Raw genomic sequence first — 15,699 nt, forward strand, 5'->3', positions numbered from 1 at the left:
GGGCTACCTCCCGCCGAGCTCCTTCTCGTACCAGGCGACGTCGTGGTACACGCCGAACTTCCGGCCGACCTCGCGGTACGTGCCCACCGGCGTGAAGCCGAAGCGGGCGTGCAGTGCGGCGGATGCCTCGTTGGGCATGGTGATGCCGGCGTACGCCCGGTGGACGTCCTCGTCGGCCAGCGCCTCGAACAGCGCCTTGTAGAGCATCGTGCCGATTCCGCGCCCCGCCGTGCCGGGGGCGCAGTACACGGTCACCTCGACGGACGTGGCGTACGCGGCCTTCGGCCGGAATGCGCTGCTGGTTGCGTACCCCAGAATTCGGGCAGACGGTACCTCCTGCGCAACCAGCAGCCGGTGTGGGCCGTCTTCAGGGTGGGAGAGCAGCCACGGACGGCGTTCCTCGGGGGTGAAGACATTCGTGTCAAATGTGATCGCAGTCTCACGGACGTAGTGGTTGTAAAGGTCGGTGAGGTCCTGGAGATCCGCCTCCTTGCCAGGCCTGACCTGCATTTCCGTACCCTGCGCAGGCATCTGCTCTCCCTTGGTGGCCGGACAGGGTACTGCATGATCACTAAAAACAGAGCGCGTCATGGGAATTCTGTCCGGATTCCAGTCGTTGTTTCCATCAGATGCAGGACACCGGAGAGGGTGTTCCGCACCACACCGAGCCACTGATTCGCGACCTCATCACGTTACTCACGTTAGGGAGCACGCATGGCAACCCGTGCCGTCGCCCGTCGATCCGACCGGGCAAGCAGCGTTCGCGCCGTAGGCGGGGAGATCGCCGACCGCGACCTGGTCGGCATGTACCTCGACGAAATCGCACGTACGCCACTGCTCGACGCCGAAAAAGAGGTCGAGCTGTCCCAGACCATCGAGGCCGGGGTGTACGCCCAGCAGGTTCTTGACGGTTCCGTGCAGAGCGAGGCGGGTGGGGCCTCGCGTGAGGAGCTGGAGGCGCTGGTTGCCGCCGGGGAGCGCGCCAAGGACGTCTTCATCCGGTCCAACCTGCGGCTGGTCGTCGCTGTGGCCCGCCGCTATCCGCGAGCCGGTCTGCCGCTGCTCGACCTGATCCAGGAGGGCAACGCGGGTCTGGTGCGCGCGGTCGAGAAGTTCGACTACGCCAAGGGCTTCAAGTTCTCCACGTATGCGACCTGGTGGATCCGGCAGGCCATCACCCGGTCGATAGCCGATCAGTCGCGCACCATCCGGCTCCCTGTCCACCTGGTGGAGGAGCTGGGCCGGATCCGCCGTGTCCAGCGCGAGTTCAACCGCGAGCACGGCCGCGACCCGGAGCACGAGGAGATCGCCGCTGAGCTGGACGCCAAGCCGCAGCGTGTGAGCGATGTGCTGGACTGGGCCCGCGACCCGGTCAGTCTGAACATGCCGGTGGACGACCAGGGCGAGACGCAGTTCGGTGACCTCCTGGAGGACACGTCGGCGGTGTCGCCCGAGCAGTCCGTGATGACGCTGCTGCGCAGCGAGGAGCTCGACGAACTGATCGGCAGGCTCGATCACCGCACCGCTTCGATCATCAAGATGCGCTTCGGTATCGACGACGGCCGGGAGCGGACGCTGACCGAGGTCGGCAAGGAGCACGGGCTGACACGTGAGCGGATCCGTCAGATCGAGAAGCACGCGCTGCTCGAACTGAAGAAGATGGCCGACGACGTGGGCTTCGACGCGGCGGCGTGAGCTGCCCGCCCGCCTGCCCGCACCGTCACGCTGTCACTTGATGGATGGCCGATCGCCGGACTGCGCCTGCTGTGGCGCCGTCCGGCGATCGGTTGGATCTGGGCCGGCTCATGCCGGCCGACTCATGTCGGCGGCTGTTCGCTCAGATGCTGAGCGCCGGTTCCGCTGAGGCCGGTTCCCCGAGGGGCCCGCCCGCGTCGGACTCCGCGTAGAGGTCGTCCCCCATGATGCCCGGGGTGGTGTCCCCGTCGATGCCTTCGTTGATGTCCGCGCCGATGTCCTTTCCGCTGCCCGCGGGCGCCCGCTTCGGCAGGGCGAACATCAGCAGGAAGATCACACCGAGCACCCCGACCACCCACCACAGCGAGTGCATGAACGCGTGGACGAAGGCGGGCCCGGCCGCACTCGGTGCCGGCCGGTCGCTGATCGAGCCGAAGAACACCACGGACACCAGACCGAGCCCCAGCGCATTGCCCATCTGCTGCACGGTGTTGATCAGCCCGGAGGCCGACCCGGCGTGTTCCTTCGGGACGTCCGCGAGCACCGCGTCCGTCAGCGGCGCGACGATCAGCCCCATGCCGATCCCCATGACCACCAGCGGCAGCGCCATCTGCCAGGACGCGATCGCCGTCCCGTACCGGTCCGCCTCCCAGATGTAGAGCAGCAGTCCGGCCGCCATCAGCAGCGCGCCCGTCTGGAGCACCTTGCGGCCGAAGCGCGGCACCAGCTTCTGTACGGAGATACCGGCGGCAGCCGAGACCGCGACCGAGAACGGGATCCCCGTGGTCCCGGCCCGCAGCGCGCTCCAGCCGAGGCCGATCTGCATGTACAGCGTCCAGACCAGGAAGAAGATGCCCAGCGCCACACCGAACGTGGCCTGTACCGCGATACCGGCCGCGAAGCTCTTCACCTTGAACAGCTCCAGCTCGACCAGCGGCGAACCGTCCTTCCGCGCCTTCACCCGCTCGTACGCGACCAGCCCGCCGAACACCACGACGCTGCCCGCCATCAAGACGTAACCCCAGATCGGCCAGCCGAGCTCACGGCCGCGCGTCAGCGGATAGAGCAGCATCAGCAGGCCCACCACGACGAGCAGCACACCGACGATGTCCAGCCGGAGGGCCTTCGGGGCCTTGGACTCGCTGATGAACCTGCGCCCGAGCAGCAGCCCGATCAGCCCGACCGGCAGGTTGATCAGGAAGATCGGGCGCCACTCCAGACCGGCGATGTTCCACTCGGTGAGCAGCGCGCCGAGCAGCGGGCCGGAGACCGCGCCCAGGCCGATGACCGCGCCGAACAGCCCGAAAACCTTGCCGCGCTCCTCCGCCGGGAAGGTGGCGTGCACGATCGAGAGCACCTGCGGCACCATCAGCGCCGCCATCGCGCCCTGCAGGATGCGTGAGGCGACCAGCATTTCGGGGTTGGCTGCGAAGCCGCACAGTGCGGAGGCCAGCGTGAAGCCGCCTATCCCGATGAGGAAGAGCTTCTTGCGGCCGTGGATGTCGCCGAGCCGGCCGCCCGTGATCAGCCCGGCGGCGAAGGCGAGCGCGTAACCGGCGGTGATCCACTGGATCTGGCCGAACGAGGCGCCGGTGTCCTTCTGGATGGACGGGATCGCGATGTTGACGATCGTGACGTCGACGAGGTCCATGAAGGCCGCCGTCATCACGATGGCGAGAGCGAACCATCGGCGGCGGTCCGCCCTGAGGACGGCCTGCGCGGCCTGTGCGGCCTGTGCGGCTTGCCCGGCCTGTGTGGCGTGCGCGGCCTGCGCCGTCTGCGGGTGCCGTACGTCCGGCGCATCCTCTGCAACCGGTGCATCCTGCGCGGTGGGCTGGGGTGTTGAGGTCATGCGGGGAAGTTAGGCGGCATATAGGTCAACCTGTGTCCCAGTTCCGGGGCATCCTGACTGCCATGACGGACACTCCGGTACGGCTGCTGCACCTTCTCTCGCTGCTCCAGACTCCGCGCGAATGGCCCGGCGGTGAACTCGCCGAGCGCCTCGACGTCAGCAGGCGCACGGTCCGGCGCGACATCGACCGGCTGCGCGACCTCGGCTATCCGGTCCAGGCCACGATGGGGGCCGAGGGCGGCTACCGGCTGGTGGCGGGCAAGGCCATGCCTCCGCTGGTCCTCGACGACGAAGAGGCGGTGGCCATCGCGGTCGGGCTGCGCGCCGGGGCCGGGCACGCGGTCGAGGGCATCGAGGAGGCCTCCGTACGGGCCCTGGCCAAGCTGGAACAGGTGCTGCCGTCCAGGCTGCGCCACCGGGTCGCCACCCTCCAGGCCGCGACGATCCCGCTGACCAGCGGCGACGGCGCGACGGTCGACCCGGGCACGCTGACGGTGATCGCGGGCGCGGCCACTGGGCCCGAGCGGCTGCGCTTCGGCTACCGCGCGGGGAACGGTACGGAGACGAAGCGGCTGGTCGAGCCGTACCGGCTGGTCTCCACCGGGCGCCGCTGGTACCTGGTGGCGTACGACATCGACCGCGAGGACTGGCGTACGTTCCGGGTCGACCGGGTGAGCCGGCCGTTCGCGACCGGGGCGCGGTTCGTCCCGCGTGAGCTGCCTGTGGGTGACGCGGCGGAGTTCGTCAGCCAGTCCCTTTCACGGCGCCAGCTCTCGGTGGATCTCGACGTCACTTTCGAGGCCCCGGCCCAGTACGTGGCGGCCCGGCTGCCGAACGGGATGGGCGCGCCCGAAGTGCTGGACGAACGGCGCTGCCGGCTCAGGGCGCCGGTGGCGGACTCGCTGGAGTGGCTGGGGCTGCGGCTCGCGGTGGTGGACGCGGAGTTCACCGTGCACCACCCGCCCGAGCTGGTGGACTACCTGGCGGAGCTGGGGGCCCGACTGGGCCGCGCGGCGGGAGCAGGGGGCCGGCCGACGACGGGGTGAGCGGGGATGCCGAGCGAGGGGGCCGGGCACCCGGGCACCCGGGCACGCCGAAGGGCTGGGGCTCACGGTGCTGGGGCTCACCGAGCTGGGCTTACGGTGCCGGGGCCTGCGGTGCTGGGGGTTGCGGTGCTCGGCTTACGGTGCTGGGGCCTGCGGAGCCGCCGTGGTGCGGGGCTCGGCGGAGTTCGGCGGGGCTCAGCGCACGCGGGCGCGGAGCTCCATCGCCGCGCGGGCCTCGCTCTGTGACGCGTACACCTCGCACATATGGCGTCCGTCGGGCGTCGCCGTGTGCTCGACCTCCCAGAGGCTGATCTCCCGGCCGTCGAGCAGCAGAAAGGCGTGTTCGTAGAGGGTGAAGGCCGCTGGGCCGACGCTCTCGAACCGGCACTGGCTGCCGAGGGCCTGGCTGATCTGGTGGGCGAACGCCGAACGCAGCAGCCGGGCGACGTCCTCACCGGGGCAGTCCGGGTTCTCCGCGCGGCGCAGCACCCGGCGGGCGTGGTCGGCCGACCGGTCGGCCGCATACGTCCTGGCCACCGCGGGCGGCGGCGCCGACTGGAGCGCCGTGAGGATCCCGAGATCGTCCTCCGGGTCGTCGTCGGGGAACATCGCGGCGGCGTCCGCCCCGCGGATCCGGGTCACGGCGAGTCTGGCCTCCGCCTCGCCCGGATACAGCTCGTACTTCGGGCCCTCACCCGTACCCGTCTCGTACACCAGCTCCCACAGCGCCAGATCGGTGCCGTCGGAGAGGAGGAACGTGTGCCGGTACGTCTCGCGGTGCAGCCCGGCGCCCGAGCTGTGGTGCGAGGAGTGCAGCGCTGTGCTGTGCGCCAGCGCGAAGCCGAGCCGCTCGACGGTGGCGTCGGGCAGCTCGAAAGCGTTCAGTGCGCGGCCGAGGAGTCGCGCGAGGTGCTCCTCGGTCGTCTCATGCGAATGGCTCAAGGTCTCTCCAGGCCGTCGCGGCAAGTCATGGGGTCGGAACTCAACGTAGTCCCTGGGTCTGACAACGTGGCCTTCGTTCGGCAAAACGAAGGGGGCGTGCGGAAAGTTCCCGGGCGCCCCGCCAACTCACTTGTCCGGTAAGTCAGTAGATGCTGTGTCAGTTCGGATCGGTTCCCGCCCCCGTCCCGTACAGATCGCGGTGGGCCGGGAACCACCCGCCGGGGCCGTCCACCGATTCCGCTGCCCGGACGGCGCGCACCACGGCCCGGCTCAGTGCGTCGGCGCCCGCGGCCAGTACTTCGTTGAGGACACCCAGGTCGGGGCGGTGCCCTGTGCCGGTGGCAAGTGCGAAGACGGTATCGCCGTCGTGCAGGAGGTGGACGGGCCGCACGGCACGCGCGAGGCCGTCGTGCGCCGTGCCGGCCAGCTTCTGCGCCTGGGCGCGGGTGAGTTCGGCGTCGGTGGCCACGACGGCGATCGTGGTGTTCAGCGGGGGGCACGCATTGCGCTCGCGCGCCAGAGCCAGCTGCCGCTGCGCCTCCTCGTGAACGGCGGCGGTGGGGTATTCGGGCCGCCCCTGACCGTACTCGCCGTAGAGCACGCCCGTCAGCGGATCGACCGGCGAGCCCACCGAGTTGACCACGGCGAGGGCGCCCACGGTGACGCCCGACGCAAGCGTGATGCTCGCCGAGCCGACGCCACCCTTGAGTCCGCCGGCCACCGCACCCGTACCGGCGCCGACGCTGCCCTGCTCGACCGGTGTGCCCGGTGCCGTGTCCGCCGCGGCTTCCACGGCCGCGCGTCCGGTCGACGCGTCCGGCCTGGCCCGCCAGTCGCCGCCGCGGCCCAGATCGAAGACGCACGCGGCGGGTACGACCGGGACGACCTGGGCGGGGTCGGGCCCGACCTGGAAGCCGCGGCCCTGCCCCTCCAGCCAGGCCATCACGCCGGATGCGGAGTCCAGCCCGTACGCGCTGCCGCCCGTCAGGACGACGGCGTCCACGCGCTGCACCAGGTTGCGTGGATCGAGGGCGTCCGTCTCCCGGGTGCCGGGGCCGCCGCCGCGTACATCCACTGCGGCGACCGCCCCGCCCGGCGGAGCCAGGACGACCGTGGTGCCACTCAGCGCACGCTCCCCGGCGACCCGTGCGTGTCCGACCCGGAGGCCGTCCACATCGGTGAGCGAGTCCGAGCCGGAGTCCGAGCGGGAGCGGGAGCCCGAGCCGGAGCCCGAGTCGGAGTCCGAGCCAGGCCCAGGGGCGGGTGCAGGGGTGGGTGCAGCCCCAGGGCCGGAGCTTGAGTTCGCGGGCGGGTGTGCGGGTGTGCCGTGCGGGGCCGGGTTGTGCGAGCCGGCTGTGCGGGCCGCGTCAACAGGGCGCTCTGACGGGGTGTCTGCTGCGGTCATGCCCCCATGGGACCACTGCTGCCTGTGATGTGTGAGGTGACGCCCCTTGTTCTGCCCGCCGTTACCCCTGCCCCGTTGCCCTTGCCCCTGCTGTCATTGCGCTGAAGTGCAACCTCTGCTGCGACCGCACCGCGTACGGTCTCGCCCCCATGCGCGCCACGGTCTGCCCGACCGGGGCGCTGTTCTACGGAACGCTGGAGGAGCTCCAGGCGGAGCGCCCCGGCGTCCAGCTCGCCGATTCCTTCGCGTTCGGCGATGTCGTGGTCAAGACCGGCGTCGCGATGGTGGTCCCCGCCGAGAAGGTCCAGTGGCCGGTGCCCGGCGGGCTTCCGGTTGTCGAGGTCAATGGAGTCGATGTGAGAGAGACACCGGGTGTCGGTGGCCCCGGTGGTGCGGGGAGCGGGGGCGGCGGGCGATGAGCGTTACCCAGCAGCCGCCCGGCCAGCAGCCACCGGGCCGGCAGCCACCGGGTCAGCAGCCCCCAGGTCAGCAACCGCCCGGCCAGTCGTCGCCGGGTGGCGACTCGATGGACAACGGCGGGGCCCGTGAGGCGCTGCACGACCGGATCAGCGCGGACTCGCTCACCACGCGCCGCGACTATCTGCGGATCGTCACCACCGTCTCCGGGGGCCTCGCCGTCGGCGGCCTCGGTGTCGCCGGGGGAGTGCTGAAGCGGCACGGCGACAGCGAGACCGCCCCCACCCCCAGGAAGGTCACCGACCGGTTGCTGCCCGGTGAGTCCGTTGCCTTCCGCTTCCCGGCGACGAGGACCGTGCCGTGGCCGTACGTCTCGCGGACGGCACCCTCGCCGGCTACTCCGCCGTCTGCACACACCTCGCCTGCGCCGTTCTGTGGCGCTTGGACCGCGGTGCCGAGGGGGAGCTCTACTGCCCCTGCCACGAGGGTGCCTTCGACGCCCGGACCGGTGAGGTCACCGCCGGTCCGCCCCCTCGGGGACTGCCCCTGGTGCTCCTCGTGGAGAGAGATGACGGCAGTGTCTGGGCTCTTGCCACCGCCCGCTCCGGTGAGGACATCAAGCACGCGGTGTGCCGGCAGTTCAAGGACTCGGAGCCGGAGTCGACCGCGCGGATCGGCTGTCCCGGTGCGACGGGGGCGACACGCGAGAGAGGGGAGCAGACATGAGCGACCAACCACCGCAGCCCGAACCACCGCAGCCCGAACCACCGCAGCCTGAACCACCGCGCTCCGAACCACCGCGCTCCGAACCACCGCGCTCCGAACCACCGCAGCCCGTGCCACCCCGCCCCGAGTACCGGCCGGGCAGTGTTGAGCCCCGTCTCAACCGGCCGCTCGCCGAACGGTATCCGCAGATCCGCGCCACCAGCGGGTACGGCGACCCGTGGATCCGGCACACCGGCCCCGGCCCCGGCGCGGGGAGCGAACAGGAGTCTGAACGCTCCTCCAAGCTGACCGCCCGGCTCGTCCTGGCGATGACGGTCGTGATCGGCCAGCTCTGGGCGCTCACGATCACCGTCAACGAGTGGATGGAGGGAAACACCGGCACCGCATGGTGGGGCGCCGGTTTCCTCTGTCTGTCGTTTCTGGTGGTACTCGGGCTCTGGCACCTCGACCCGAAGGACCGGTGAAGGGCAGGGCGGGCGACGGGCCACACCTGGCACAGGCCCTGGTGGGGGCAGGCGGAGCCGTACGGCAGCCGGGCGCCGTACCCTTGCCGTATGAGCACTGCCCCCGCTTCCGGCCCCGGCCCCCGTGACGACGAGGACCGCGACCCCGCGGCCCCCTCCGGCGCGACGCCACCGGAGCCCGGGCCGAAGCCCACGCCGGTGTCCAAACCGGTGTCCAAGCTGGTCTTCGACGATCCGCTCGATCAGCAGTCCCCGGACGACACGGACCACGGCTGGGGCGACCGGCCGTCCGGCGGGAGCAGTGCGTCGGATCTGGCCCGCTTCCTCGACGAGAAGCCGCCGCACCACATCTGACCCGCCCCTGGGTGCACCGGACGCGGAACGCTCCGCTCCGTCACCTGAGGCGCTGCACCACCACGAAGCTGTCCAATTACCCCACTCCCGCAGGGGATATGACTGGGCATCCGTGCTGTTCGGCTCACGGTTCAGCACAGCCGGCGCAGGCTTCAGCACTGGATTCAGCACAGCGTTCAGCACAGGGTCACCGCCAGTTTGGACGTGGCTCCGGCGCCTGCCAGCGCGGTCGCCGTCGAGCGGGGCACAGTGAGCACGACGAGCGCTCCGGCGTCGGGGGAGGCGTCGTCCGAGGCGCCCGCATCCGGCACGTCGGTCACCCGTACCCCCGTCGCGACCACCCGCGCCGCTCGGGCGCTTCCTGGCGGACCTGACCCCGCCGAGGCGCCGTCGGCTGTGGCATCACCGGCCGAGGCAGAACCGATCGCGATGACATCGACGTGGTCGCCGGGGGCCAGCAGCCGTACGGTCGCCGCGTCGGCAATCCGTACCGGCGCGGACACCGGAGCCGACACCGGAGCTGCGCGGTCCGAGGCCGCAGAGGCGCCCGGCGCACGGGCCCGCCCGTCCGCAGCGTCGGCCCGGGGCTCCGCCCGGACGGCAATAGACGGCCCCCCGCCCCCGACGTCGCGAGGTGCCCAGGCGGCCAGGGCAGCAGTCACGAGAACCAGTCCCGCCACCACCGTCCGGCGCCATCGACCCAGAGCCCGCCGAATACGGTGCCGTCCCGGGCGCACCCGCAGCGGGGCGAACTGCGGCACTCCGCGCGGCTCGGGCGCGGATACGACAGGTACGGGCATGGGGATCATGGCAACCACCGCCTGGTCAGAGGAGTCCGTGGCGAACTCCTCCCACGATCCGGCGTTCCGCGACATCCTGCTGAGAGCTGTGGATTACTCGCGAGTTGTGGACAACCCGCTGCCCCGCTGCCCCGCCGACCCGCTGCCCAGCCGACCCGTTGCCCCGCGCTCATACCCCTGGCGGGAAGGGGCGGAAAGGAGCGGGAAAGGGCGGAAAAAAAGGGGTGGGTTGAACCGCGATCGGGCTGCTAGCTTTCAGTCGACCGCGACACCGGCCCGACGCGACACCGTCCGGACCGATACACCGTCCCGAGGAGGTGAGACCCATGAACGCCGTATCCACGTGGGTGCTCCCCCTCCCGTCACGGTCAGGCGATTGACGCAGGTGTCGCCGGGAGCGCCACGACAACAAGGCACTCCCGAAAGGCAACACCTATGCGATCTCTACAGTTCACCGCCGAGTCGTCACGGAACGGCCTGCTCGAACGCGACTTCACCGTCCCCGGAGTCCCCGGAGTCCCCGGCGTGCCCGGAGTCCCCGGAGTCCCCGGAGTCCTCTGGTCGCCGGCCTCCGCCCCCGCCGAGCCCGCGCCCCTGATCCTGATGGCCCACGGCGGCGGCAACCACAAGAAGCATCCCGCGATGTCCGGCCGCGCCCAGCGCGTGGTGACCGGCTGCGGCTTCCACGTCGCCGTCATCGACGCGCCCGGTCACGGCGACCGGCCCCGCACGGCGCACGACGAGGAAGAAGTCGCCGAGCTGTTCCGGGCCAGGGCGGCGGGCGAGCCGGAAGGCCCGATCGTCGTGCGCTACAACGACCACCTGGCTCAGCTCGCCGTGCCCGAGTACCGGGCGACCCTGGATGCCCTCCAGGAACTCCCGGAGATCGGCGCCGGCGGTCCCGTCGGTTTCTGGGGCATCAACATGGGCACCGCGATCGGCGTACCGCTGGTGGCGGTCGAACCCAGGATCACAGCCGCGGTATTCGGCCAGCACTGGCCCGATGTCCTTGCCGAGAAGGCGAAGCGGATCACCGTCCCGATCGAGTTCGACCTGCAGTGGGATGACGAGCACATCTCGCGCGAGGAAGGTCTCGCGCTGTTCGACGCCTTCGCCTCGAAGGAGAAGTCGTTGCACGTGAACTCGGGCAAGCACAAGGAGCTGCCCAGGTTCGAGGCAGACAGCGCGGTCCGGTTCTTCGCCCGGCACCTCGGCGGCGCAGTCACCGCACCGGCCTGATCCGAGCGGTTGCGGGCGCCGGGCCGGCCGGCCCGGCGCCGCGCAGCCTCGGCGGGCATCTCCTCGGATGCCCGCCGTCCTCACCACTCAGCTCGGATGCCCGCCGTCCTCACCACTCGGCGCCCACGGCTCAGGGCCTTCCCCCTCAGCCGGCCCCACCCTTCAGGGCAGCGTGATCCCCGGGTCGACCCCGTCCAGCGCACGCGCACAGTGGCACGCCTTCGACTGCTCCGCAGGCAGCCCGGCCACCGCGTCGAAGAGCACCGTGCGCAGCCGGTCCACATTGGCGGCGAAGACCCTCAGCACCTCGTCGTGGGAGACGCCCTCCCCTGCCTCGGCCCCCGCGTCCAGGTCCGTGACCAGCGTCATCGACGTGTAGCAGAGCCCCAGTTCACGGGCGAGGACCGCCTCGGGGTGCCCGGTCATGCCCACCACGGACCAGCCCATCGCCGCATGCCAGCGCGACTCGGCCCTGGTCGAGAACCGCGGCCCCTCGATGATGACCAGAGTCCCGCCGTCCACCGGCTCCCACTCCTGCCCGCGCGCCGCCGCGAGGGCGGCCTTGCGGCCGGCGGAGCAGTACGGGTCGGCCAGCGACACGTGCACCACGTTCGGGATGCTGCCGTCCGGCAGCGCCTGACCGTCGTAGTACGTCTGCGTGCGTGCCTTCGTACGGTCCACCATCTGGTCCGGTACGAGCAGCGTCCCCGGCCCGTACTCCGGCCGCAGCCCGCCCACTGCGCACGGGCCGAGCACCTGCCGTACGCCCACGGACCGCAACGCCCAGAGATTCGCCCGGTAGTTGATGAGGTGCGGGGGCAGATGGTGGCCGCGCCCGTGCCGGGGGAGGAACGCCACCCGGCGCCCGGCGATCTCACCGAGGAAGAGGGAGTCGCTCGGCTTCCCGTACGGGGTGTCCACCGCGACCTCGGTCACGTCCTCCAGGAAGGAGTAGAAGCCGGAGCCGCCGATGACCCCGATGTCCGCCGTGGGGGCCGCGGTGTCTCCCGCGGTTGCCTGGTCTGCCGAGTTCGCCACATTCACCATGCCGGTCACACTATCCGGGGTTCCGGACGGGCCCCGGCCACTCCGGACATGCCGGAAACCCCACCGTCGGACGACGGCAGGGTTCCGGGGAACCGGTATCAGGCGGCGGAGCTGCCGCTGGAGGAGCTGCTCGACGAGGACGCCGACGATGCCGAGCCGCCGGACTTCGAGGCACCGGCCTTCGCGTCGGAGCCCGAGGAGCCGGACGAGCTCGAAGAGCCGGACGAACCCGAAGACGAGTCCGACGAGGACGACGACGAACCGGCGGGCTTGGAAGACGCCGCCGTGCTGCTCGACGAGGAGCCGCGGCTGTCGTTCCGGTAGAAACCCGAACCCTTGAAGACAATGCCGACCGCCGAGAACACCTTCTTCAGGCGTCCATCGCAGCTCGGGCATACGGTCAGGGCGTCATCGGTGAACTTCTGCACCGCCTCAAGGCCCTGGCTGCATTCGGTGCACTGGTACTGATAGGTCGGCACTTGCTCCTCCTGGCACTCTCACTCAGTGAGTGCTAACGACGTTCTATAGTGACGTATTCCGCTGGATCAGTCCACTGAGACCGGCACTCGGTGACCCATCCCACGCCCTGCGCCACGCTTGATGCCACGGCCGGCGCCCCGCGCGGTGTCGTATTCCGGGCCCGCTTCCGAGCCCTGTTCCGTGCCCTGCTCGGTGTCCTTCTCCGTGCCCTGTTCCGTGCCAGGTCCCGCGTCGCGGGGCGTCAGCCGCGACCGCAGCGCCAGCAGGGTGAGCAGTGCCAGTACGGTCCCGCCCATCGGCACCAGGAATCCGGCGCTGGAGCTGAACGAGTCGGTCAGCTCGCCCGCCACCGATACGGCCGCGGCCTGCCCCAGTGCCACCGAACCGGTCAGCCAGGTGAAGGCCTCGGTGCGCGCCGAAGCCGGCACCAGGGTGTCCACCAGGGTGTATCCGCTGATCAGCGCGGGTGCGATGCAGAGTCCGACCAGCAGTCCGAGTCCCGCTATGAGCGGCACCGTGTGCATCGCCCAGAGCCCGGACGCGGTGACGGCCAGCGCGGTGTACGCGACCAGCAGCCGGGACTTCGGCGCGATCTTCCAGGCGATGGCCCCGCAGACGATGCCCGCGAGCATGTTGCCGGCGGCGAAGACCCCGTACAGCACGCCGTTCACACCGGGCCGGCCGATCTCCTCGGCGAACGCGGTCAGTGAGACCTGCATACCGCCGAACACCGCGCCGATCCCGAGGAACGCCACGGCGAGCACCCGTACGCCCGGCACCGACAGTGCGGAGATGTGCCGCTCGGAGGTGTGGCTGTTGTCACGTACGCGGACGGACGGCTGGGTCCGGCGCTGCGCCGCGAAGACGAGGCCGCCGATCAGGGTCAGCGCGGCCTCGGTGATCAGCCCGGCCGCCGGGTGGATCCCGGTGCACAGTGCGGTCGTCAGCACCGGGCCGATGACGAAGGTGAACTCGTCCGTCACCGATTCGAAGGCGGCGGCCGTCGACATGAGGGGCGAGCCCTCCAGTTTCGCGGCCCAGCGGGCCCGGACCATCGGGCCGACCTGCGGCACCGACGCACCGGTCGGCACAGCGGCGATGAACAGCGCCCACAGCGGCGCGCCCGCCATCGCGAGCACCGTCAGGGTGATCACTGAAGCGGCGTGCACGAGGACACCGGGGAACAGCACGGCGCGCTGTCCGAGCCGGTCGGCGAGCTTGCCGCTCTGCGGCGCGAACAGCGCCATGGAGACACCCGTCACAGCGGCGACGATGCCTGCGTTTCCGTACGAGCCCGTCGTGTGCTGCACCAGCAGCACGATGCCGATGGTCAGCATCGCGAAGGGCTGCCGCGCGGCGAAACCGGGCAGCAGGAACGTCCATGCGCCAGGTGTGCGCAACAACTGCCCGTACCCCGGACGGGTCTCGGAGACCGCGGACACCACGGCCTAGCCTTTCTGCCGCCTGGTAGCACTCCCCTTGGTGTACAGGCATACGAAGGCATGCGTACGGGAGCTGCCGAGAGCTGTCCTCTTGCGCGGAACTGCGGTAGGCCGGGCCGTTTCGTCGTGCGGAACTCCTGCGCGGATACCGCGCACGCACCGCGACGGGGGGTGCCTCGACCGCCATACGGTCGCGCCAGCTCTGCATCAGGCAGAGTTGGTCGATCAGGTCAATCAAGTCAATCGGGTCAAGCCGATCGGTTCATGGTACCGCTACTCGCGAGCCATCCCGCCAGCTTGCCTCCCTGGCCGATCGCCCGCAGCCGTGCCTCGGCGGCGTCGCGCACCGGATTGGTCGCCACCACGAGCAGTTCGTCCCCGCGCCGCAGCACCGTCGAGGGCTGCGGTACGAAGCTCGTGCCGTCCCGGACGACCAGGGTGACGGCGGCGCCCTTGGGCAGCCGCAGCTCGCCGACCTCGACGCCGTGCATCCGGGACTTCTCCGGGATCGCCACCGACAGCAGATGCCCGCGCAGCCGCTCCAGGGGTGCCGATTCGATGCCCAGGTCCGCCGCGGCGTCGGCGCCGTCGCCGAGGCTGAGCTTCCTGGCCAGCCAGGGGAGCGTCGGCCCCTGCACCAGTGTGTAGACGACGACGAGCACGAAGACGATGTTGAAGACCCGGGAGCTGCCGTCGATGCCGGACACCATCGGGATGGTCGCCAGGATGATGGGGACGGCTCCGCGCAGCCCGGCCCACGACATCAGGGTCTGCTCCTGCCAGGGCACCCGGAACGGTGCCAGGCTCAGCAGTACGGAGACCGGCCGCGCCACCATCGTCAGGACCAGGCCCACGATCACCGCGGGCCAGAAGTCGCTGCCCAGCTCGTGGGGGCTCACCAGCAGTCCGAGCAGGACGAACATGCCGATCTGGGCGATCCAGCCGAGACCCTCGGCGAACCCGCGGGTGGCCGGCCAGTGCGGCAGCTTGGCGTTGCCGAGCAGCATCGCGGCGAGATAGACGGCGAGGAATCCACTGCCGTGCGCGATGGCACCGGCCGCGTACGCCGTGATCGCGATGGCCATCACGGCGATCGGGTAGAGGCCGGAGGCGGGCAGCGCGACATGGCGCAGCCCCCACGATCCGAGCCAGCCGACGGCGAGGCCGATCGAGGCGCCGATCGCCAGCTCCAGGGCGATCTTGCCGATCAGTACGTACCAGTGGTCGACAGGACCGGCCGTCGAGAACGCGATGACCAGGATCACCACCGGGGCGTCGTTGAAGCCGGACTCGGCCTCCAGTACACCCGTGATCCGGGCCGGCAGGGGCACCTTGCGCAGGACGGAGAAGACGGCGGCGGCGTCGGTGGACGACACCACGGCGCCGATGATCAGGGCCTGGCGCCATTCGAGACCGACCAGGTAGTGCGCGCCGGCGGCGGTGATCCCCACGCTCACCGCGACGCCGGCCGTCGACAGCACGACGGCCATCGGCAGGACCGGTTTGATCTCTTTCCACTTGGTGCCCAGGCCGCCCTCGGTCAGGATCACGACCAGCGCGGCGTAGCCGATCACCTGGGTCATCTCGACGTTGTCGAACTTGACGTTGAAGATGCCGTCCTGGCCTATCGCCATCCCGATGCCGAGATACAGCAGCAGGCTGGGGAGGCCGCTGCGCGACGAGATGCGCACGGCGGCCACGGCGATCAGCAGGACGAGTGAGCAGATCAGCAGGAGCTCGTTGAGATGGTGGACAGTCAGTGGCCGTTCCTTCCCTCGTACGCTGCAAGT

13 protein-coding genes and 3 pseudogenes are annotated in these 15,699 nt (G+C 70.6%); 7 read left to right on the forward strand and 9 right to left on the reverse strand.

The genetic code is table 11. From position 1 onward, the window contains the following. Positions 1-3 precede the first annotated feature (3 nt). Positions 4-531, reverse strand: a complete 528-nt coding sequence (locus OG385_RS19365; RefSeq protein ID WP_266855999.1) for a GNAT family N-acetyltransferase — start codon at positions 529-531, stop codon at positions 4-6. Between the two features lie 183 nt (positions 532-714). On the opposite strand from OG385_RS19365, the gene OG385_RS19370 reads away from it, so the two are divergent. Then, the gene (locus OG385_RS19370) at positions 715-1,695 is read left to right on the forward strand and encodes an RNA polymerase sigma factor RpoD/SigA (protein ID WP_266856000.1); all 981 of its coding nucleotides are present in this window, start codon (positions 715-717) and stop codon (positions 1,693-1,695) included. 142 nt (positions 1,696-1,837) lie between these two features. Here the strand turns inward: OG385_RS19370 and OG385_RS19375 are convergent, their stop codons facing one another. Next, positions 1,838-3,361 carry an MFS transporter gene (locus OG385_RS19375; RefSeq protein WP_266861001.1) on the reverse strand — a complete coding sequence of 508 codons (1,524 nt, stop codon included), beginning with the start codon at positions 3,359-3,361 and terminating at the stop codon, positions 1,838-1,840. A gap of 248 nt (positions 3,362-3,609) precedes the next feature. Here OG385_RS19375 and OG385_RS19380 point away from each other — a divergent pair, with 248 nt between their 5' ends. Further along, entirely contained in the window at positions 3,610-4,593 is a 984-nt protein-coding gene (locus tag OG385_RS19380) for a YafY family protein (protein ID WP_266856022.1), read from the forward strand. Between the two features lie 195 nt (positions 4,594-4,788). On the opposite strand, the gene OG385_RS19385 is transcribed toward OG385_RS19380, so the two are convergent. Continuing rightward, on the reverse strand, positions 4,789-5,535 hold the full coding sequence (locus tag OG385_RS19385; RefSeq protein WP_266856024.1) for a DUF6227 family protein: 747 nt from the start codon (positions 5,533-5,535) through the stop codon (positions 4,789-4,791). 157 nt (positions 5,536-5,692) lie between these two features. Then, complete coding sequence (locus OG385_RS19390) at positions 5,693-6,940, reverse strand: P1 family peptidase (protein ID WP_266856026.1); 1,248 nt, start codon at positions 6,938-6,940, stop codon at positions 5,693-5,695. A 101-nt stretch (positions 6,941-7,041) separates the two neighbouring features. Between OG385_RS19390 and OG385_RS19395 the strand changes: the two are divergent. From OG385_RS19395 to OG385_RS19410, 4 genes and pseudogenes are all read left to right on the forward strand, one after another. Beyond that, positions 7,042-7,359 (forward strand): annotated as a pseudogene (locus OG385_RS19395) (hypothetical protein); the annotation flags it as partial. A gap of 107 nt (positions 7,360-7,466) precedes the next feature. Beyond that, a pseudogene (locus OG385_RS19400) lies at positions 7,467-8,044 on the forward strand (ubiquinol-cytochrome c reductase iron-sulfur subunit); the annotation flags it as partial. 35 nt (positions 8,045-8,079) lie between these two features. Next, entirely contained in the window at positions 8,080-8,547 is a 468-nt protein-coding gene (locus OG385_RS19405) for a DUF6755 family protein (protein WP_266856027.1), read from the forward strand. A 90-nt stretch (positions 8,548-8,637) separates the two neighbouring features. Further along, entirely contained in the window at positions 8,638-8,901 is a 264-nt protein-coding gene (locus OG385_RS19410; protein WP_266856029.1) for a hypothetical protein, read from the forward strand. A 176-nt stretch (positions 8,902-9,077) separates the two neighbouring features. Here OG385_RS19410 and OG385_RS19415 read toward each other — a convergent pair whose 3' ends face one another. Beyond that, on the reverse strand, positions 9,078-9,404 hold the full coding sequence (locus tag OG385_RS19415) for an RcpC/CpaB family pilus assembly protein (protein ID WP_266856031.1): 327 nt from the start codon (positions 9,402-9,404) through the stop codon (positions 9,078-9,080). A 732-nt stretch (positions 9,405-10,136) separates the two neighbouring features. On the opposite strand from OG385_RS19415, the gene OG385_RS19420 reads away from it, so the two are divergent. Further along, positions 10,137-10,940, forward strand: a complete 804-nt coding sequence (locus OG385_RS19420) for an alpha/beta hydrolase (RefSeq protein ID WP_266856033.1) — start codon at positions 10,137-10,139, stop codon at positions 10,938-10,940. A gap of 162 nt (positions 10,941-11,102) precedes the next feature. Here OG385_RS19420 and OG385_RS19425 read toward each other — a convergent pair whose 3' ends face one another. The 4 genes and pseudogenes from OG385_RS19425 to OG385_RS19440 form a co-directional block, all read right to left on the reverse strand. Continuing rightward, entirely contained in the window at positions 11,103-11,987 is an 885-nt protein-coding gene (locus OG385_RS19425) for an S-methyl-5'-thioadenosine phosphorylase (protein WP_266856034.1), read from the reverse strand. A 98-nt stretch (positions 11,988-12,085) separates the two neighbouring features. Then, a complete protein-coding gene (locus OG385_RS19430; protein ID WP_266856036.1) occupies positions 12,086-12,466 on the reverse strand; it encodes an FmdB family zinc ribbon protein in 381 nt (126 codons plus the stop codon). Between the two features lie 228 nt (positions 12,467-12,694). Further along, positions 12,695-13,912, reverse strand: a pseudogene (locus tag OG385_RS19435) (MFS transporter); the annotation flags it as partial. A 245-nt stretch (positions 13,913-14,157) separates the two neighbouring features. Then, positions 14,158-15,669 carry a potassium/proton antiporter gene (locus tag OG385_RS19440; RefSeq protein ID WP_266861003.1) on the reverse strand — a complete coding sequence of 504 codons (1,512 nt, stop codon included), beginning with the start codon at positions 15,667-15,669 and terminating at the stop codon, positions 14,158-14,160. Positions 15,670-15,699: the final 30 nt, after the last annotated feature.

Origin of the sequence: Streptomyces sp. NBC_01306, from assembly GCF_026340465.1 — a bacterium.
Classification (GTDB): Bacteria; Actinomycetota; Actinomycetes; order Streptomycetales; family Streptomycetaceae; genus Streptomyces.